This is a genomic window from Streptomyces alanosinicus (assembly GCF_014650595.1).
Taxonomy (GTDB): Bacteria; Actinomycetota; Actinomycetes; order Streptomycetales; family Streptomycetaceae; genus Streptomyces; species Streptomyces alanosinicus.
The window spans coordinates 68218-86007 of the sequence record NZ_BMVG01000015.1 but is presented as its reverse complement, the minus strand read 5'-3'; the positions used below and the strand labels follow the sequence as shown (position 1 = coordinate 86007).

17 protein-coding genes and 1 pseudogene are annotated in these 17790 nt (G+C 72.0%); 12 read left to right on the top strand and 6 right to left on the bottom strand.

Going from position 1 to position 17790, the window contains the following annotated elements:
* Nucleotides 1-25 precede the first annotated feature (25 nt).
* Both IE277_RS26995 and IE277_RS26990 read right to left on the bottom strand, forming a co-directional pair.
* A complete protein-coding gene (locus IE277_RS26995) occupies nt 26-2752 on the bottom strand; it encodes a glycoside hydrolase family 2 protein (RefSeq protein ID WP_189956304.1) in 2727 nt (908 codons plus the stop codon).
* Nucleotides 2753-2857: 105 nt separating this feature from the next.
* Nucleotides 2858-4042: an ROK family protein gene (locus IE277_RS26990; RefSeq protein ID WP_189956303.1), complete on the bottom strand. Its 1185-nt coding sequence runs from the start codon at nt 4040-4042 to the stop codon at nt 2858-2860.
* Nucleotides 4043-4179: 137 nt separating this feature from the next.
* Here IE277_RS26990 and IE277_RS26985 point away from each other — a divergent pair, with 137 nt between their 5' ends.
* Nucleotides 4180-5613, top strand: a complete 1434-nt coding sequence (locus IE277_RS26985) for an APC family permease (protein WP_189956302.1) — start codon at nt 4180-4182, stop codon at nt 5611-5613.
* Nucleotides 5614-5821: 208 nt separating this feature from the next.
* Here IE277_RS26985 and IE277_RS26980 read toward each other — a convergent pair whose 3' ends face one another.
* The gene (locus IE277_RS26980; RefSeq protein ID WP_189956301.1) at nt 5822-6613 is read right to left on the bottom strand and encodes a hypothetical protein; all 792 of its coding nucleotides are present in this window, start codon (nt 6611-6613) and stop codon (nt 5822-5824) included.
* A 293-nt stretch (nt 6614-6906) separates the two neighbouring features.
* The gene (locus IE277_RS26975; protein WP_189956300.1) at nt 6907-7344 is read right to left on the bottom strand and encodes an SPW repeat protein; all 438 of its coding nucleotides are present in this window, start codon (nt 7342-7344) and stop codon (nt 6907-6909) included.
* A 242-nt stretch (nt 7345-7586) separates the two neighbouring features.
* On the opposite strand from IE277_RS26975, the gene IE277_RS26970 reads away from it, so the two are divergent.
* The 11 genes and pseudogenes from IE277_RS26970 (at nt 7587) to IE277_RS26930 (ending at nt 15699) form a co-directional block, all read left to right on the top strand.
* Nucleotides 7587-7766, top strand: a complete 180-nt coding sequence (locus tag IE277_RS26970) for a DUF8839 family protein (protein ID WP_189956299.1) — start codon at nt 7587-7589, stop codon at nt 7764-7766.
* A 181-nt stretch (nt 7767-7947) separates the two neighbouring features.
* Nucleotides 7948-8031 (top strand): putative leader peptide, encoded by an 84-nt coding sequence (locus IE277_RS49630; protein WP_350710819.1) that lies wholly within the window; start codon nt 7948-7950, stop codon nt 8029-8031.
* 157 nt (nt 8032-8188) lie between these two features.
* Nucleotides 8189-8746 (top strand): NADPH-dependent FMN reductase, encoded by a 558-nt coding sequence (gene ssuE, locus IE277_RS26965; RefSeq protein WP_189956298.1) that lies wholly within the window; start codon nt 8189-8191, stop codon nt 8744-8746.
* Nucleotides 8747-8902: 156 nt separating this feature from the next.
* Nucleotides 8903-10045 (top strand): LLM class flavin-dependent oxidoreductase, encoded by a 1143-nt coding sequence (locus IE277_RS26960; protein WP_189956297.1) that lies wholly within the window; start codon nt 8903-8905, stop codon nt 10043-10045.
* 28 nt (nt 10046-10073) lie between these two features.
* Nucleotides 10074-10610: an HXXEE domain-containing protein gene (locus tag IE277_RS26955; protein ID WP_189956296.1), complete on the top strand. Its 537-nt coding sequence runs from the start codon at nt 10074-10076 to the stop codon at nt 10608-10610.
* Nucleotides 10611-10838: 228 nt separating this feature from the next.
* On the top strand, nt 10839-12161 hold the full coding sequence (locus tag IE277_RS26950) for an aldehyde dehydrogenase family protein (RefSeq protein ID WP_189956295.1): 1323 nt from the start codon (nt 10839-10841) through the stop codon (nt 12159-12161).
* Between the two features lie 95 nt (nt 12162-12256).
* Nucleotides 12257-12545: pseudogene (locus IE277_RS47475) on the top strand (aldo-keto reductase family protein); the annotation flags it as partial.
* 171 nt (nt 12546-12716) lie between these two features.
* Entirely contained in the window at nt 12717-13097 is a 381-nt protein-coding gene (locus IE277_RS26945; RefSeq protein WP_189956294.1) for a BlaI/MecI/CopY family transcriptional regulator, read from the top strand.
* The gene (locus IE277_RS26940; protein ID WP_189956293.1) at nt 13094-14020 is read left to right on the top strand and encodes a M56 family metallopeptidase; all 927 of its coding nucleotides are present in this window, start codon (nt 13094-13096) and stop codon (nt 14018-14020) included. Before IE277_RS26945 ends, IE277_RS26940 begins: the two co-directional genes overlap by 4 nt.
* Before the next feature lie 161 nt (nt 14021-14181).
* A complete protein-coding gene (locus IE277_RS26935; RefSeq protein ID WP_189956292.1) occupies nt 14182-14574 on the top strand; it encodes a VOC family protein in 393 nt (130 codons plus the stop codon).
* 45 nt (nt 14575-14619) lie between these two features.
* Nucleotides 14620-15699: an adenosine deaminase gene (locus IE277_RS26930; protein ID WP_189956291.1), complete on the top strand. Its 1080-nt coding sequence runs from the start codon at nt 14620-14622 to the stop codon at nt 15697-15699.
* Here IE277_RS26930 and IE277_RS26925 read toward each other — a convergent pair.
* Together IE277_RS26925 and IE277_RS26920 are read right to left on the bottom strand one after the other, a co-directional pair.
* A complete protein-coding gene (locus IE277_RS26925) occupies nt 15681-16196 on the bottom strand; it encodes a mycothiol transferase (RefSeq protein WP_189956290.1) in 516 nt (171 codons plus the stop codon). The genes IE277_RS26930 and IE277_RS26925 overlap by 19 nt on opposite strands.
* 28 nt (nt 16197-16224) lie before the next feature.
* On the bottom strand, nt 16225-17730 hold the full coding sequence (locus tag IE277_RS26920) for a carotenoid oxygenase family protein (RefSeq protein ID WP_189956289.1): 1506 nt from the start codon (nt 17728-17730) through the stop codon (nt 16225-16227).
* Nucleotides 17731-17790: the final 60 nt, after the last annotated feature.

Genomic DNA, 17790 nt, shown 5'->3' with positions numbered 1-17790 from the left:
GCCGCCGGCCCCACCCCCGCCCGTGTCACGCCGCCGGTACCGTCCGCTGCGGGGTGTTCCAGCCGGAGACCCGCACGCTCGGCGCGGAGCCCCGCAGATCGGCCGTCCGGTACGTGGCGGTCAGCGTGACCGACTCGCCCGGCCACAGGCTCACCTCGTTGTCCGACCAGCGCACCGGCAGCACCGGCTTCCCCAGCGCGTCCACGAGGTGGACGTCCGTCAGCAGCGCCGGGGTCTTCCCGCTCCCGGTGCCGCGCAGGGTGACCGTCGTGGTCGAGGTGCCGTCCGAGGACTCGGTGGCCGCGGTCGCCGTCACCGGCACCTGTGCCATCGAGGAGAGCCCCTTGAGATCGGCGTAACCCGTCGTCGGCGTGTAGTACCAGGTGGTGTGCGACCAGTCGAGGGTGTCGGGGCGGGTGGAGAGCCAGTACACGTTGCGGCTCACCTCCTTGCCGTCCGCGCCGGTCAGGACCAGGCGCAGCAGATACGTCGACGGCAGTCCGCCCACCGAGGAGGGCAGGGTGAGCGGGGTGCTGTGCGCGCCGTCGCCGTTCACCGAGACACCGCTCACCGTCCGGTCGTACCGCTGTGTGCCGTCGGGGTCGAAGAGCGTGGCCCGCGCGGTGAGTCCGTGGGCGGCCTCGTGCCGGTTGTTCACGACGGCGACCGAGCGGTTGTCGTAGCCGTACTGGATGTGCAGCGGCTCGTTCGCCTTCTTCGCGCCGAAGTAGGCGCCGCCCTGGTCGAGACAGCGGTCCGTCAGCTGCCAGTGCAGGGACGTCCAGCCGCTGTTGAACATCCAGTGGATCACCCCGGTCGAGGGCTTCGACGCGTCCGTGGCATTGCGGTCGTAGGCCTCGAACTGGGCGCGGACGTTCTCGTACTGGGCCAGCTGGGCCTTGCGCACATAGTCGGCGAGGCTCGTGGAGGCGCCGTAGCGGCCGGCGAGGGCGGTGTCGTAGATCTTGAGTGTGCCGAAGACCGGGGACGGCGAGCGGTGGTACTGCCTGGCGTCCGGGTCCTTCCAGAGGGTGTCCAGTTCGGCCGGGGTCAGCATGCGCCGCAGGGTGTCGAGGGTCGGGATGCTCGGTCCGGCGCTGGTCTCGGAGTTGAAGCCGGTGGCTCCGCCCTCCCGCTTCGCGTACCAGTAGCCCGGCGGCACCCAGTCGTACGGCCCGGTCATCTTCATACCCGAACTGCCCAGCTGGGGTGAGGATTTGCCGGAGGCGGCGGAGACCACCGGGTCGGGCCAGTCGGCGGACCCCAGGGCGTCGAGATAGGTCTTCTCGATCTTCGCGTCGGGGGCGAAGTCGCTGCCGATCAGGAAGGAGATCACGCTCGGGTGGTCCCGCAGCCGGGCGGCCTCGGCGGCCATGGAGGCCTTCGCCACCGGATAGTCGGCGGCGGTCCACGGGTCGCCCGGCTCACCGGAGCCGTTGACGTTGCCCTCCCACTTGTCGCAGCACTCCCAGCCCGGCAGCGTGAGGATGCCGTAGCGGTCGGCCAGGTCGAAGAACTCGTCCGGCTCCAGGTGTCCTTCCAGGCGGATCGTGTTCAGCCCCAGGTCGCGGGCGTACTTCAGACGGTCCTCGACATAGCGGCTGTCCCAGCGCAGGAACTCGTCGGGCGACCAGCCGCCGCCCTTGATCAGCAGCCTGCGGCCGTTGATCCGGTACCGGCGTGCGCCGTCCGCGTTCAGGGGAGCCTCGACGTCGCGGATGCCGAAGCTGTCGTGTGCGGTGTCGGACGTCGTCCCGGCGACGGACGCCGTGAGGTCGAGGCCGTACAGCGGCTGTCCGCCCATCCCGGCCGGCCACCACACCTCGGGCGCGGTCAGATGCAGACCGGGGGTGTCGGCGGGGGAGAAGGTGACGGCCCTGGTCTCGTGGGCGGCGAGGGGGACGTCCCGGGTGAAGCGCGTCGCGCCGACGGTGCCGGTGATCTGTGCCGTGACCGGCGCGCCGGTGTCGTTGCGGGCCTCGGCCTTCACCGTGAGGTCGGCGGAGGCGAGCGAGGGCACGGCGAGCTTGCTGACGACGTGCGCGTCGCGCAGCGCCACCGGGCCGCCCCTGCGCACCAGGACGTCCCGGACGATCCCCATGTTCCGGTCGGGCGGCGGCTGGAGCCAGTCGATCCAGCCCATGGTGAGGTCCTTGGCCGGGTCGTTGGGCCTGATGCGGAAGGCGACGGTGTTCGTGCCGGCCCTGACCAGGGACGTGACGTCCAGCTCGTGGTGGGTGTAGGCGCCGGTGACATCGTCCGCCCCCGCCACCTGGTGGCCGTCGACATAGACGTCGGCCGCCGAGATCACCCCGCTGAAGTCGAGGTAGGTGCGCCGCGCGGTGTCGTCGACGGTGAAGTCGGAGCGGTACCACCAGGGGACCTGGAAGTCGGACTGCGGGATCTTCTGCTGGTCGGTCGAGAAGAAGGGGTCGGCGTAGACGCCGTCGGCGAGCAGCGCCGCCAGCACCGTGGAGCGGGGGCCCGCCGGGTACCAGCCCTGCGCCGGATAGCCGGGGGAGGAGACCACGGCGGCGGAGTCGGTCACCTTCGCCGAGGACTGGATCGCGTACCCGGTCAGCGGGGTGGCGGAGCCGGCGGCGGAGGGGACACGGGTCACCCGGGCGGGCCCGTGCGACGGCGTCGGCTGCTGCCGGGCGCCGGGCCAGGCGCCGCTGGTCAGGGAGGCGAGCAGGCCGAGGACCAGCGCGGTGACGGCGTACCGGCGGGCGAGGGCGGGGCGAGGGAACACGGGGTCTCCAGCCTCGTAAAGTTAGGAAACTTTACTAACCTGGTTCAAGCTAGGGCGCGCCCCGGGTCGTGTCAATGACCGTGGGCGGCAGGGCCCTTCGGGGCGTCAGGTTCCCGCCGTCCTGCGCTCGAACACCAGGTCCCGGGCCGTGTCCAGGGCCGTGGCCACCGCGCCCAGCAGCACCGCGTCCTCGCCGAGCCGGCTCGGCGCGATCCTCGGGCGCAGCGGGGTGAGGGCGCGCACCCGCTCCTGGACCGGGCCGAGCAGCAGGTCGACGCTGTGGCCGACGCCGCCGCCGAGCACCACCAGGTCCGGGTCGAGCACGGCGGCGGCCGCCGCGACGGTGTGCGCGATCCGCTCGCCCTCCAGTTCCACCGCGCTGAGGGCGGCCGGATGGCCCTGCCGGGCCGCGTCGAAGACCGCCTTCGCCGTGAGCTGCCCGCTCATCCCGAACTCCCGGGCGGCCTCCACCACGGCCACCCCGGACACCGCGTCCTCCAGCCGCTCCGGCTTCTGCCGGCCCGGCCAGGGCAGGAAGCCGATCTCGCCGGCCAGGCCGCGCGCGCCCGTGAACAGCCGACCCTCGCTCACGACACCCATGCCGAGTCCGGTACCGATCAGGATGTACGCGAACAGCCGGCTGCCCGTGCCGACGCCGTAGGTGTACTCGCCGAGCGCGGCGAGATTGGCGTCGTTGTGCACCTCCAGCGGCACACCCAGCTCCTCGCGCATCCGGTCGACGAGCCCCGCGCGCCCCCAGCCCGGCAGATGCATCGCGTACCGCACCCGCCGCTGCTTCGCGTCGTAGACACCGGGCGTGCCGATCACCCCGTGCACCACCTCGGCCGGGTCCACGCCCGAGCCCGCGATCACCTGGCGGGCGGTGCCCACGACCAGGTCGGCCAGCGCGGCGGAGGCGCGGGCCCGGTTGCGCACATCGGACCGGGCGACGACGGTGCCGTCCAGGTCGACCACCGCCACCCGCAGCCAGCCACGCCCGATGTCCACGCCGAGCGCGTACCCGGCGGCCGGGTCGGGGGCGTACAGCACCGCGGTGCGTCCGCGCTCCGGGGCCTGGGTGCCGACCTCGTGCACCAGGCCGGCCGCCGCCAGCGAGGCCAGCGCGCTGGAGACCGTGGGCTTCGACAGGCCGGTCTCCCGGGCCAGTTGGGCTCGTGAGGCGGCGCCCTGGGCGCGCAGTCGGTCCAGCAGCAGCCGCTCGTTGGTGCTGCGCAGCCGCCGGCGGCTCCAGGGCTGTTCCTGCTGCTCTACGACATCGCTGGCGGCCATCGCACCATTCTCACGCATTCCCCACGGATACTTGACGCGGCTAGTAAGGCTCCTTAACTTTATCGCCCAGCAGTCCGGCCCGGGCGTGTCGGCCCCCGCAGACACGCGGCCCGCGTCCCGTCGCGTCAGGAGTCCCCATGTCCGGTAGCCCGCCGCCCGCGGGTGGTTTCGTCCGCCGTGTCGGCCTGTTCCAGGCCACGGCCATCAACATGAGCCAGATGTGCGGTATCGGCCCGTTCGTCACGATCCCGCTGATGGTCGCCGTGTTCGGCGGCCCCCAGGCGGTCATCGGCTTCGTCGCGGGCGCGGTCCTCGCTCTGTGCGACGGGCTGGTCTGGGCCGAACTGGGCGCCTCGATGCCCGGCTCCGGCGGCAGTTACGTCTATCTGCGCCAGGCCTTCCAGTACCGCACGGGCCGTCTGATGCCGTTCCTGTTCGTGTGGACGGCGATGCTCTTCATCCCGCTGATCATGTCCACGGGTGTGGTCGGCTTCGTCCAGTACCTCGGCTATCTGGCCCCGGACCTCGGGCAGAGTGCCGGGGATCTGATCGGCCTCGGTGTCATCGCCCTCGTCGTGCTCCTGCTCTGGCGCGGCATCGAGCACATCGCACGGATCACCGCCGTGATGTGGGCCGTGATGATCGCCTCGGTGCTCCTGGTCATCGCCGCCGCGGCCTCCGACTTCAGCCCGCACCTGGCCTTCACCTACCCCTCGGGCGCCTTCGACCTGACGGGCAACCACTTCTGGCCGGGCTTCGCCGGGGGCCTGACCATCGGCATCTACGACTACCTCGGCTACAACACCACCGCGTACATGGGCGCCGAGATCAAGGACCCGGGCCGTACGCTCCCACGCTCGATCCTCTTCTCCATCCTCGGCATCATGGCGATCTATCTGCTGCTCCAGATCGGCACCCTCGGCGTGATCGACTGGCACCGGATGACCGACCCGCACGACATCGCCGCCACCTCGGTGGCCTCGGCGGTGCTGGAGAAGACCTGGGGCAGGGGCGCCGCCGACGTGGTGACCGTGCTGATCCTCGTCACCGCGTTCGCCTCGGTGTTCACCGGGCTGCTGGGCGGCTCCCGGGTGCCCTACGACGCCGCCCGCGACCGCGTCTTCTTCCGGCCGTACGAGAAGCTGCACCCCCGGCACCGCTTCCCGATGCTGGGTCTCGCGACCATGGGCGTGATCACCGCCGTGGGCTTCCTGATCGGCCGGCACACCGACCTCGCCACCCTGATCCAGCTGCTCACCACGGTCATGGTGATCGTCCAGGCACTCGCCCAGATCATCGCCCTGACCGTGCTGCGCAGGCGGCAGCCGGAACTGCGCCGCCCCTACCGGATGTGGCTCTACCCGCTGCCGAGCATCCTCGCGTTCGTCGGCTGGTGCGTGATCTACGGCTACGCCGACAGGAACTCCCCAGGTCGCCACCCCATCGAGTGGTCCCTGGCCTGGCTGGCGCTCGGCTGCGTGGCCTTCTTCGTGTGGGCACGGCTGGAGAAGGTGTGGCCGTTCGGCGTGAAGGAGATCAGCGAGGAGTACAAGGTCCTTGAGGTGGGCTAGGGAGTGTTGCGAAAGTCCCGCCTGCCGCCCGGCGCCTGGGGGATCGCGTTCCAGCACGACAACCCGGCCGCCCTACCGTTCTGGCCGCATGTGGCCCGGGACATGGCCGGGGACGCCTGGACACGTCGGCTCCGGCCGGTACCTGACCGGCCGGAGCCGCCCCCGGATGTATGGATCCCGTTCGCTGTGACCGGCTGGCTCGGCCGGGTCACTCGGCCTGCGCGGCCTGCGGCGTGTCGGCGTTGTCGGTCTGGACGGCCTTGTCAGCCGTGTCGGCCTTGTCGTCCTTGGCTGCCTTCTCGGACGTGTCGGCCTTGTCGTTGCCGTTGTCCGGCAGCGGGGCCGGCTTGGCAGCGGAGGTGGTCTTCTTCGGCTCGGGCCGCGGGGCGTCCTCGACCCACGAGGTCAGCCGGCCGTCCGGCTTCAGGGCCACGTGGAGGCCGTTGTTCTCGCCGTAGGCGGCGCGGCCCTTGGCGACGAGGGTGTCGAGCTTGTGGCCGTGGGCGTAGATGTCGGCCTCGTAGTGGTTGGCGCCGAGCTTGTAGACCTTGCCGGTGGAGACGTCATCGGCCAGCGTCGCTATGGAGACGAGGATGCGCTTGGCGACGGGCTGCGGCTTGGGCTGGGGCTTCGGCTTGGCCCGCTCGACCCAGGACGTCACCTTGCTGTTCGGGTGCAGCGTGATGTGCAGTCCGTTGTGCTGGGCGTGCGTGTGCTTGCCCTTGCCCTTGCTGGTGAGGGTCCCGTACTTCTTGCCCTTCGCCCAGATCTCCGCCTCGAAGCGGTGCTTGCCGGTCTTGTAGACCTTGGCGACGGAGACCTTGTCCGCGAGCCGCACCGTCTTGACGAGGACACGCTTGTCCTTGCAGTGGGTCGAGGCATGAGCGACGGGCGCCGCCTCGGGAGCGGCGGCCGCGAAGGCGCCGGAGGCCGACGCGGCGAGAACGGCGGTGGCGCCGGCGGCGACGAGGGTGGTGCGCAGGGTGCGAAGAGCACGCATCGGTGAACTGTCCTTCGATCGGTTTCGTTCGTCGGTGTGTCTTCGACGCTACGGACCGTCCATCAAGGTCAGCCATACGTCATGTAACAGATGTTTGTAGCGTTCTCCTCGAATCGGTGCATATTCCACCGCTCAACCTTTGAATCCGCAGGAAAGCGCGGGGTTGGACCCGCTTAAACAACGGCCAGAGCCTGGGTGAGCTGTGCGAGCGGGGCGCTGGGCGGGCGCGAGGAGGCCGGCCCGCACGGGCGGACCGGCCTCGCATTCCCTTCGCTTCTCTCGTGCGTCTGCGGTCACGGCTTGGAGGTGCTCCGCGCCGCCGTACCGGCACAGATCAGTCCGAGGGCGAGCGCCAGTGCGCCGATGACGACGTTGTTGATGATCACGCCCCGGTCCGGGCTGCTGCCCACGATCCACGGGGCGATGATCATCCAGATGCCCAGCGCGCACATGGCCCAGCTCAGGCCGTACATCCGCTCGGGGGCCCGGGTGAATCCCAGTGCCAGCAGTCCTATCGCTATACCCATGATCAGGTTGTGGGTCACGAGTGCGGGCTGGCTCGTCGTGTAGTGCACGATCCACGGAGATGCCGCGCAGTAGATCCCGAGCAGGAAGACCGGCCCGTCCACGAGCGCCACATCGCGACCGCCGAGCATGCGGGCGTAGCGTTCCCGCATTTCGGAGACATCGGGGTGGGTCGTCATATCACCCCTGTGCGAGACGTTGGCCATGACTCGTCTCCTTTGACTTCGCTGGCCAGACCGCGTCTGGTGCGGTGCGAGGGAGGCACCGCTTGAATCCAGTTTGCTCTTATTTCGTCTTTATGTGTAGTTCTGCGTCCGCGGGTCCGCGCATCGGGGCCCGGCGTCGCGGGTCCGGCACGGGGTGACATGTTCGCGCGGGATCCGGGCAGGCGAAGTGGTACAGGGTGTACAGACCGTCCGGCCGGCGACTGTGGAGGTGACCGACCGTCATGACCGGGAAGGTGCTGGAGCGGTTCCCCGCCGGGGCCCCGCGGGGATCGTGGCCCGCGGAGGAGTACGCGGCCGCGTGCCGCGCCCAGGGCGAGCGGGTGACCGTGGTGATGGACCTGAGGTCCGACGCTTTCCTCGTCGTGGCCGAGGCGGGGGACGAGGACGGCCGGGCGCTGTGAGCGGGGCTGCGGCGACCGCCGGGCCGCCCGGTGACGGTCTTGTGGCGCCGGGTCCCTGAGGATGCGGTTCAAGGGTTTTCCCGTCACACCCGCACGCCCTCGTGAAATTCAACGGTCCGCGATACGAGACCGGTCGGGATTTCCTTGACGGTTCTCATCGGCGGCTGTAACGATCAATGGCATGACGATGCGACTGGACCTCACGCGGCGACGCCATGTCGACCTCGCGCGCGTCTCCAGCGCCTCCTGTCGCGCCGCGGCCTGATCGCCGACCCTTTCCACCGAGCCGTCGAACCGCCGATCCGCCGCGCCCCGCTCTGCTCCATTCCGGCCCCGCCGAATTCCCCCGCGCTTTCCCGTATCCGGAATTCGGCATGCCCTGGTCGAGGAATGCGGCGGCGCATCCCCGAAACGAGGCACTCATGGCCACCGTCCTGTCCGTCTCCGGCAGCCCCTCCGCGACCTCGCGCACCGGCCGGCTGCTGCGCCACCTGGACCAGCGGCTGCTCGCCCAGGGCCATCAGGTGATCCCGCTCGACGTCCGTGGCGTCCCGGCCGAGGCGCTGCTCGGCGCGGACGTCCGGCATCCGGCGATCGTCGAGGCCGCCGCGCTGTTCGCCCGCGCCGACGGCGTCCTGATCGGCACACCCATCTACAAGGCGTCGTACTCCGGTGTCCTCAAGGCGCTGCTCGACCTGCTCCCGCAGCACGCGCTCACCGGCAAGACCGTGCTGCCCCTGGCCACCGGAGGCTCCACCGCGCATGTCCTCGCCATCGACTACGCGCTGCGGCCGGTGCTGCACTCCATGGGCGCCGCCCATGTCGTCCAGGGCTGGTTCACCCTCGACCGGGACATCACCGTACGCGAGGACGGCTCGCTGAGCCTCGCCCCGGCCACCGCCGAGGCGCTCGGTCATGCGGTGGACCGGTTCTCCGCCGCCCTCGACCGCACCGCCCCGGTGCTGGCGGCGGCGGGCTGACCGTCGCCGAGCGGCGTCCGGCACTGCCGCGCGCCGCACCTTTTGGAGCGCACGATCCGGCCCGCTGGTCCAGTGCCTCGGCCGGTGTGTGCCGACCGGAACGCTGCCGCCCCGGCACGGTCCGCCCTGACGGACACTCGCGATCGGAGACCCCACGTGTCCCTCACCTTCCACTGGTTCCTGCCCACAAACGGCGACAGCCGTCATGTCGTCGGCGGCGGTCACGGCACACCGGCCACCGCCTCCGGCCGGGACCGGCCCCCGACCGTCGCGTATCTGAGCCAGATCGCCCGGGCCGCCGAGCACCTCGGCTTCGTGGGCGCGCTCACCCCGACCGGTGCCTGGTGCGAGGACGCGTGGCTGACCACCGCCATGGTCAGCCAGAACTCCGAACGCCTGAAGTTCCTCGTCGCCTTCAGGCCCGGTTCCGTCTCGCCGACGCTCGCCGCGCAGATGGCCTCCACCTTCCAGCGGCAGACCGGCGGACGGCTGCTGCTCAACGTGGTCACCGGCGGCGAGAGCCACGAACAGCGGGCCTACGGCGACTTCCTCGACAAGGACGCCCGCTACCGTCGTACCGGCGAATTCCTGCACATCGTGCGGGACTTGTGGGACGGCAAGAGCGTCGACCTGCACGGGGAGCATCTGCGCGTCGAGGAGGCGAAACTCAGCCGGGTGCCCGACCCGGTGCCCGAGGTGTACTTCGGCGGTTCCTCGCCCGCGGCCGGCGAGGTCGCGGCCCGGTACGCGGACGTCTATCTGACCTGGGGCGAGCCGCCCGCCCAGGTCGCCGAGAAGATCGCCTGGATCCGCGACCTGGCCGCGCGGCACGGCCGTACGCTCCGCTTCGGCATCCGGCTGCACGTCATCACCCGGGACACCTCGGCACAGGCCTGGGCGGAGGCGGACCGGCTGCTCGACGGCTTCGACCCCCGGACCGTACAGGCCGTCCAGGAGGGCCTCGCCCGCAGCGAGTCCGAGGGGCAGCAGCGCATGCTCGCCCTGCACGGCGGCGGCCGCGACGGCCTGGAGATCCACCCCAACCTCTGGGCGGGCATCGGCCTGGTGCGCGGCGGTGCGGGCACCGCCCTGGTCGGCAGCCACGACGAGGTCGCCGGGCGGATCGAGGAGTATCACGCCCTCGGCATCGACGAGTTCGTCCTCTCCGGCTACCCGCACCTGGAGGAGGCGTACTGGTTCGGCGAGGGCGTGCTGCCCCGGCTCGCCGCGCGGGGACAGTGGGCCCATCCCGACGCCGGGGCGTCCGCTCCCTCGGCCCAGGTGCCGTTCGCGAGCTGACCAACGGGCCCTGGCAGACTGCGGGTTCATGACACAAGAAGCGAACGACGTCGACGCGGTCGTCGTCTGGGGTCTGCTGGCCGCCTGGGCCCTGCACGACACCGAGGAAGTCGTCATGGTGCCGCGCTGGGTGCGCACCCATGTGCCGGAGCTGCGTAGACGGTTCCCCCAGGTGCCGGAGACGGTGTGGCGGCGGCTGGAGTCCGTGGACGCGCGGGAGTTCACCACCGCGGTCGCCGCCATGGCGGTGTTGCTGGCCGCCGTGTGCGCCGACGGGCAGCGGACCGGGGGCCGGTCGGCCGTCTACCAGACCGCGCTCAACGCCTTCGGGCTGCACGGCCTGGTCCATCTGGCACAGGCGGCGACCATGCGCGGCTACACCCCGGGCTCCGCGACCACGCCCCTGGTGGTCCTTCCCTTCACCGTGTGGGCCCGCGGCCGGCTGCGCAGGTCCGGCGTGCTGCGCCGCACCCGGCCGCGGGACCTCGCCCAGGGCCTCGGCTTCGCCGCGGTGGCCGCCGTCGCCACCCACGCGCTGGCCCAGGGGCCGCTGCGCCGACGCTGACGGTCGGTCGCCGGCGGCGCCCGCGCAGCGGTGCCCGGTCCGGGGGAACCCTGTCGCGCCGCACGCCGCGGCCGGGATCCCCGCGGCGCACCCGGACTCAGCGTGGTCCAGTGACGCGCGTCACGGCGTGTCGCCGGAATGAACTTGAGGACCTGAAAGGTTGGCAAGTACATCCACCAGGTCCTAGGCTCGGGCCGATCCGGCCCGTGCACCATCAGCGAGGCATCCGTGAACCACCCCGCCATCGAGCAGCCCGCCGACATCGTGGCCCGGCTGCGCGCCACCTTCGCCGCCGGCCGCACCAAGCCCGTCGAGTGGCGCACCGGCCAGCTGCGCCGGCTGCGCGCGATGCTCACGGAGCGCGGCGCCGACCTCGCCGCCGCCCTCCACGCCGACCTCGGCAAGAGCAGCACCGAGGCCTACCGCACCGAGATCGACTTCACGATCCGCGAGATCGACCACACCCTCGACCACCTCGCGGAGTGGCTGCGCCCGGAGCCCGCGCCGGTCCCCGCCCACCTCGGCGCCGACGCCACGGCCTGGACGCAGTACGACCCCCTCGGCGTCGTCCTCGTCATCGCGCCCTGGAACTACCCGGCACAGCTGCTGCTCGCCCCGATGGTCGGCGCCCTGGCCTCCGGCAACGCGGTCGTCGTCAAGCCGAGCGAGCTGGCCCCCGCCACCTCGGCCGTCCTCGCCGAGCTGATCCCGGTGTATCTCGACACCGACGCGGTCGCCGTGGTCGAGGGCGGCGTCCCGGAGACCACGGCCCTGCTGGCCGAGCGCTTCGACCACATCTTCTACACCGGCAACGGCACCGTCGGCCGGATCGTGATGCGCGCCGCGGCCGAGCACCTGACCCCGGTCACCCTCGAACTGGGCGGCAAGTCCCCGGTGTTCGTGGACCGGGACGCCGATCTCGACGTGGTCGCGGACCGGCTCGCCCGCGGCAAGTTCCTCAACGCCGGCCAGACCTGCGTCGCCCCCGACTACGTCCTGACCGACCCGGAGACCGCCGCCGCCCTGGAGCCCGCGCTGGTCCGGGCGGTCGAGGCGCTGTTCGGCACCGACCCGGCGACGTCCCCGGAGTACGGCCGGATCGTCAACGAGCGGCACTTCGACCGGCTGTCCGGCCTGCTCGGCTCCGGCCGGGTCGCGGTCGGCGGCGGGACCGACCGCATGGCCAAGTACATCGCGCCGACCGTCCTCGCCGATGTCGACCCCGCCTCACCCGTCATGCGGGAGGAGATCTTCGGCCCGATCCTGCCTCTCGTCACGGTGGCCGGCCTGGACGAGGCGATCGGCTTCATCAACGACCGCGACAAGCCGCTCGCGCTGTACGTGTTCACCGAGTCCGAGGCGACCCGTGCGCGCATCGCCGCCGAGACCTCCTCCGGCGGCCTCGGCTACGGCCTGCCCCTCGCCCATCTCACCGTCTCCGACCTGCCGTTCGGCGGCGTCGGCGAGAGCGGCATGGGCAGCTACCACGGCCGCTACTCCATCGAGACGTTCAGCCACCGCAAGGCGGTGCTGGACAAGCCCCTCGGCTGAACCACCCTGCACGGCACGGCGGATGTGGCAAACCCCGCCGGACGGCCGCTGAAGCGACCGACGCCGACGCCTGATGCACCTGGAAACCCGGCGACCTGCCCGTGCGCCGCATCGGCCTCGGCGCCATGCGGCTCACGGGCGGCGCCGTCTTCCCCCTCGGCACGCCCGGCGGCCGTACCCGGTCCCGGGCCGTGCGGCGCCGCGCCGTCGAACTCGGCGTGAACCCGAGTGGGGCGCCTCGGCCCGGCCCGACCAGCCGCGTGGTCGTGTCGAGGAGAACCTGCGCCGGCTCGGCCGTGACCTTCTCGACGTCGTCTGTCCGCGCCCGATGCGGCGGGACTCCGTCGCCGACACCTCGGCGCGCTCGCCGAGCTGAGCGAATCGGCCAGGCACGACTCGACGTCCCGCACACCCCGGCGCACTGACACGCCCGGCCCCCGTCACCGGCCCTCCCATAATGGGGGACCGGCTGCACAGTCGTACGAAGGCCGGGTTGACTACTATCGTGTAGACGGTCGCCCGGGCCGCAGACGAAGACGGGGTGAGGAACGTTCCATGACCGAGGCCAAGGACGAGCGCCGGCCGGCCGGTGAGCTCGAAGCGAGTGTCATGGCCGCGCTCTGGGCCGCCGCCGCACCCCAGACGCCCGGCCAGGTCCAGCGCAGCCTCGGCGCGGACCTGGCCCGTACGACGGTCACCACGATCCTCACCCGCCTGCACGACAAGGGGGTCGTCGAGCGGCACCGCCAGGGCCGCGGCTACGTCTATCTCCCCGTCCAGGACGTCCAGGACGCCCAGGGTCTCACCGCCCGCCGGATGCACAGCGAACTGGACCGGGACAGCGACCGCGAGACCGTCCTCGCCCGCTTCGTCGCCCAGCTCAGCGCCGATGACGAACGCACCCTGCGGGACCTGCTCGAATCCGACGAACGATGACCGCGCTCCTCCTGCTGCCCCTGCTGCTGCCGCTCGCCCTGCCGGCCCTGGCCCGCCGCGCCCTGGACCGGCTGGCCCCGGTCCTCGCGCTGTGGTCCGTCACCGTCTGCGCCGTCGTCCTCGCCGGCTGCTCGCTGGCGGCGCTCGGCTCGTTCGTCCTCATCGGACTGCTCAAGATGCCCCTCTTCGCCGCGCTCGGCGAGCTGATCCACCCGCTGCGCACCGCCTCCGACCTGGTCGTCCTGCCCGCCGCCGCGACCTCCGTCGGCGCCCTCGCCGTCTGCGGCTGGACCCTCGTCCGCTCGGTGCTGCACCAGACCCGCGCCTTCCGTGCCGCCCGTACACAGGCCGGGCACCGGCCGGCGGCCGGCGACCTGTGCGTGGTGGAATCGTCCCGCCCGGACGCCTACGCGCTGCCGGGCCGGCCGCACCGCATCGTCGTCACCACCGCGATGCTGCGCAGCCTGGACGGCCCCGAGCGGGAGGTGCTGTTCGCGCACGAGCGGGCGCACAACGACGGCGGTCACCACTACTTCCTCGCCGCCGCCGAACTCGCCGCGCACTGCCACCCGGCGCTGCGCCCGGTCCGCGAGACCATCCGCCTCGCCGTCGAGCGCGCCGCCGACGAGGCCGCGGCCGTCCGGGTCGGCGACCGGCGGCTGACCGCCCGGGCCATCGCCCGCGCGGCCCTCGCCGGCCAGGCGGCCCACTCCGAGCGCCCCGGCTTCGTGGCCGCAGCGACCACGGGCCCCGTGCCGCAGCGCGTCCAGGCGCTGCTGGCCGCTCCTCACGTGCCCCGGGCGGGCCGGACGATCGCCGGCCTGCTCATCGCCTGCACCGCCGTCTCCTGCGCGGCCTCCGTCGTCGGCATGGCCGACTTCCACCACCGGGTGGAGATCGCCCAGGGCGACGAGAAGCCCTGACACACTCCGTCCGCCGTGTGTGGCCCGCAGTGGACACCGGTGAGCCGCCGCACCGCCACGCCCCGGTAACGCCGCACGGCAACGCGCGTAGAACAATGACTGGCGCGGGTGACGTTTTACGTATAACCTCACCCGCTAACCACCTCCACCGGAAGGTCCCGATGCGACGCGTCGCCCTGGTCACCCTCGTCGTCGACGACTACGACGAGGCCATCCGCTTCTACACCGAGGCCCTCGGCTTCCGGCTGGCCGAGGACGCCCCGCGCCCCGACGGCTCCCGCTGGGTCGTCGTGGAACCGGGCGGCTCGGACGCCGGTACCGGGCTGCTGCTCGCCCGCGCCAAGGACGAGGCCCAGCGCTCCCGCCTCGGCGACCAGACCGGCGGACGCGTCGGGTTCTTCCTGCACACCGACGACTTCGCCCGCGACCACGCCCGGATGACCGCGGCCGGCGTGACCTTCCTGGAGGAGCCGCGCCACGAGCCGTACGGCACCGTCGCCGTCTTCCAGGACCTGTACGGCAACCGCTGGGACCTGCTCCAGCCCGCCGCCTGACCACCGCTGAGACACCTTCGAACCACCTGCCGAGGAACGCCTGCCATGACCGCGCCCCGCATCGACACCGAGACCCTCCGCCGACTCCCCAAGGCCGTGCTGCACGACCACCTCGACGGCGGACTGCGCCCCGCCACCGTCGTCGAACTCGCCGCGGAGATCGGCCACACCCTGCCCACCACCGACCCCGACGAACTGGCCGCCTGGTACTTCGAGGCCGCCAACTCCGGCGATCTGGTCCGCTACATAGCCACCTTCGAGCACACCCTCGCCGTCATGCAGACCCGCGAGGGCCTGCTGCGCACCGCCGAGGAGTATGTGCTGGACCTCGCCGCCGACGGTGTCGTCTACGCCGAGGTGCGCTACGCCCCCGAGCTGAACACGAACGGCGGGCTGTCGCTGAGCGAGGTCGTGGAGACCGTGCAGGAGGGACTCGCCGCCGGTATGGCCAAGGCGGCCGCCGCCGGCACCCCGGTCCGGGTGGGCACCCTGCTGTGCGGCATGCGGATGTTCGACCGGGTCCGCGAGGCCGCCGACCTGGCCGTCGCCTACCGTGACGCCGGGGTCGTCGGCTTCGACATCGCGGGCGCCGAGGACGGCTTCCCGCCGGCCGACCACCTCGCCGCCTTCGAGCACCTGCGCCGCGAGAACGTGCCCTTCACCATCCACGCCGGCGAGGCCCACGGTCTGCCCAGCATCCACCAGGCGCTGCAGGTGTGCGGCGCCCAGCGCATCGGCCACGGCGTGCGCCTGACCGAGGACATCCCCGACCTCGCGGCCGGCAAGCTCGGCCGACTCGCCTCCTGGGTGCGCGACCGCCGGATCGCCCTGGAGATGTGCCCCACCTCCAACCTGCAGACCGGCTGCGCCACCTCGATCGCCGAGCACCCGATCACGGCCCTGAAGGACCTCGGCTTCCGGGTCACCCTCAACACCGACAACCGTCTGGTGTCGGGCACGACGATGACCCGGGAGATGTCCCTGCTGGTCGAGGAGGCCGGCTGGGGCGTCGAGGACCTGCGCACGGTCACGGTGAACGCCCTCAAGAGCGCGTTCATCCCGTTCGACGAGCGCAAGGCCCTCATCGAGGACGTGGTCCTGCCGGGTTACGCGGCAGCGCTCTGAAGCAGCCCCCTGAGGTAGGCGGCCTGTCCGATGTGCTGAAGGTCGTCGGACAGGACGCTCACCAGGCGCACCCCCAGCGTGACCGGGGGATCCCAGCGCTCGTCCACGATCCGCTCCAGGTCCCCCGCGGTCAGAGAGCGCAGCGCGCCGAGGGTCTGCTCGTGGACGGCGTCGTAGTAGCCGGTCAGCAGCTCGGCGGAGTCGACCGTGACCTTCGCGACCTTCGCCGGGGTGTGGCCGTATCCGTGGTCACGGGCCGGCAGACCGAGTCCGAAGCGCTTCTCCCAGCCCTGGGACAGCCAGACCTGGTCAAGGCCGAAGGCGTCGGCGATGTGGTCGTCCTGCACCCGGGTGAGGTGCCACACCAGCCAGGCGATGGAGTTGGCGTCGGGCGCGGGGCGGTGGTTCAGCTCGTGCGGTCCGAGGCCGTCGAGGGCGGCATGGACTTCTTCCCGGATACGGCCGTAGCCGTCGATGAGGATGTCCTTTGCGTGCATGGCGTCCACGATCCCAAACACCGGGCGCTCACGCGTCCGGAACCCAGCTCCCGTGGAAACCGAGCGGCACCCGCCCCGGCAGCCGGACCCGCGCCACCGGCTCCCCGGTGAAGTCCCGCGCGGCGAGGACCACCAGGTCGGCCGCGCCCCGGTCCGGGTTGTGGACATACGCGAGCGCATATCCGTCGTCCTCGGCCGCCGCCCGGCGGTCGGTCGCGTCCCGTGGTACGAACACCGCCTCGCCCGCCGCCGCGCCCCTCGGCAGCCGGTGCACCTGAGTGGTGCCGCGCAGCAGGTCGTGCTTGACCAGCGCGTTGGAGAACGCGTCGGCGCGCGGGGCGGCGCCGTCCGACGCCAGATAGGCGGCCGTCATCTCCGCGGCCGCCGCCGTGTAGCCGTAGCGGTGCCGCCGCGACACCAACGACTCGTTCACGCGCGGGAATTCCTGCGGCCGGTCGTCCAGCACCCGCTGTCGTACCCGCCCGTGGCGCAGGTCGATCGTCCAGCGCTCCAGCTTGGCGGTACCCGTCGCGCTCGGACCGTCCGAGCCGCGGCCGGCGGCGTAGAACGGCGCCGGATACGTCGTCAGGTCGACCACCACCGAGCCGCCCTCGTCGTAGGCGTTGAGCGTGTGCGAGTAGAAGACGGGGTCGATCCCGAACCAGCGGACCGGGCCCCCGGCGCGCGGCATGACGCCCACGCGCGTGGGGTGCTCGCGGTTCCAGACGTAGGGCACCGGCGCGCCCCGCCCGGCCGCCGCGGCGTCGAAGGTGATCGGGACGTCGATGACGACGACATGCTTCTCGGTCAGCGCGAAGTCGTGCACCATCGGCGCGTCCCGCATCGGGATCCGGGTGGTGCGCGTGACGCGCCCCGAGGGGTCGACCACCATGTGCCGGATGTGGTCCCAGGCCGGGTAGTAGGCGATCGCGTGCAGCTCGCCCGCGTGCGCGTCGAACTTGGTGTGCGCGGTGAACGCGCCGTGCAGGGTGCCCTTGAAGTCGTACGTGCCCACCGTGCGCAGCTCGCCGTCGAGTTCGTACGGCAGCGGGCCGCTCTCCTGCAGTGCGAGGATCCGCCCCCGGTAGGGGATCACATGCGTGTTGCAGGGGAAGTCGTCCGGCGGGACCGGGCCCGGGTACGGCTCGCCGAGCCGCTTCGCGACCTGGGCGGAGCGCACCCAGCGGTTGCGGTACCACTCGGCCCTGCCGTCCCGCAGCCGGACGCCGTGCACCATGCCCTCGCCCAGCATCCAGTGCTGGGCCCGGGGATCCTCCAGGCCCAGCACGTTCGGGCCGTTGCGCAGGAAACGGCCGTTCAGCTCGCGCGGGATGCGGCCGGTCACCGGCAGGTCGAACGCCGTGAGTTCCTCGGTGACCGGCGCGAACGCCCCCTCCAGGAAGGGATGGTGACGTGGCGTCAGTTCTTCTGCGGCGCGGGCCGCGGCCGGGCCGGCGCCCAGGCCGGTGAGCGTGCCCGCCGCCGCGAGTCCCGCCGTCCCGCGCAGCACCGTCCGCCGTGAGTGTTCCGCCATGGTGTCCTCCTGACCGTCGTCGTCCTCGCTGACGGTCTTGAGTCTGCGACGGCGGGCGGC

Bases quoted from the DNA above. Each gene is read 5' to 3' on its own strand.
- IE277_RS26990 (WP_189956303.1), bottom strand. From the start codon at position 4,042: ATGGCCGCCAGCGATGTCGTAGAGCAGCAGGAACAGCCCTGGAGCCGC.
- IE277_RS26985 (WP_189956302.1), top strand. From the start codon at position 4,180: ATGTCCGGTAGCCCGCCGCCCGCGGGTGGTTTCGTCCGCCGTGTCGGC.
- IE277_RS26980 (WP_189956301.1), bottom strand. From the start codon at position 6,613: ATGCGTGCTCTTCGCACCCTGCGCACCACCCTCGTCGCCGCCGGCGCC.
- IE277_RS26975 (WP_189956300.1), bottom strand. From the start codon at position 7,344: ATGGCCAACGTCTCGCACAGGGGTGATATGACGACCCACCCCGATGTC.
- IE277_RS26970 (WP_189956299.1), top strand. From the start codon at position 7,587: ATGACCGGGAAGGTGCTGGAGCGGTTCCCCGCCGGGGCCCCGCGGGGA.
- IE277_RS49630 (WP_350710819.1), top strand. From the start codon at position 7,948: ATGACGATGCGACTGGACCTCACGCGGCGACGCCATGTCGACCTCGCG.
- ssuE (WP_189956298.1), top strand. From the start codon at position 8,189: ATGGCCACCGTCCTGTCCGTCTCCGGCAGCCCCTCCGCGACCTCGCGC.
- IE277_RS26955 (WP_189956296.1), top strand. From the start codon at position 10,074: ATGACACAAGAAGCGAACGACGTCGACGCGGTCGTCGTCTGGGGTCTG.
- IE277_RS26945 (WP_189956294.1), top strand. From the start codon at position 12,717: ATGACCGAGGCCAAGGACGAGCGCCGGCCGGCCGGTGAGCTCGAAGCG.
- IE277_RS26940 (WP_189956293.1), top strand. From the start codon at position 13,094: ATGACCGCGCTCCTCCTGCTGCCCCTGCTGCTGCCGCTCGCCCTGCCG.
- IE277_RS26935 (WP_189956292.1), top strand. From the start codon at position 14,182: ATGCGACGCGTCGCCCTGGTCACCCTCGTCGTCGACGACTACGACGAG.
- IE277_RS26930 (WP_189956291.1), top strand. From the start codon at position 14,620: ATGACCGCGCCCCGCATCGACACCGAGACCCTCCGCCGACTCCCCAAG.
- IE277_RS26925 (WP_189956290.1), bottom strand. From the start codon at position 16,196: ATGCACGCAAAGGACATCCTCATCGACGGCTACGGCCGTATCCGGGAA.
- IE277_RS26920 (WP_189956289.1), bottom strand. From the start codon at position 17,730: ATGGCGGAACACTCACGGCGGACGGTGCTGCGCGGGACGGCGGGACTC.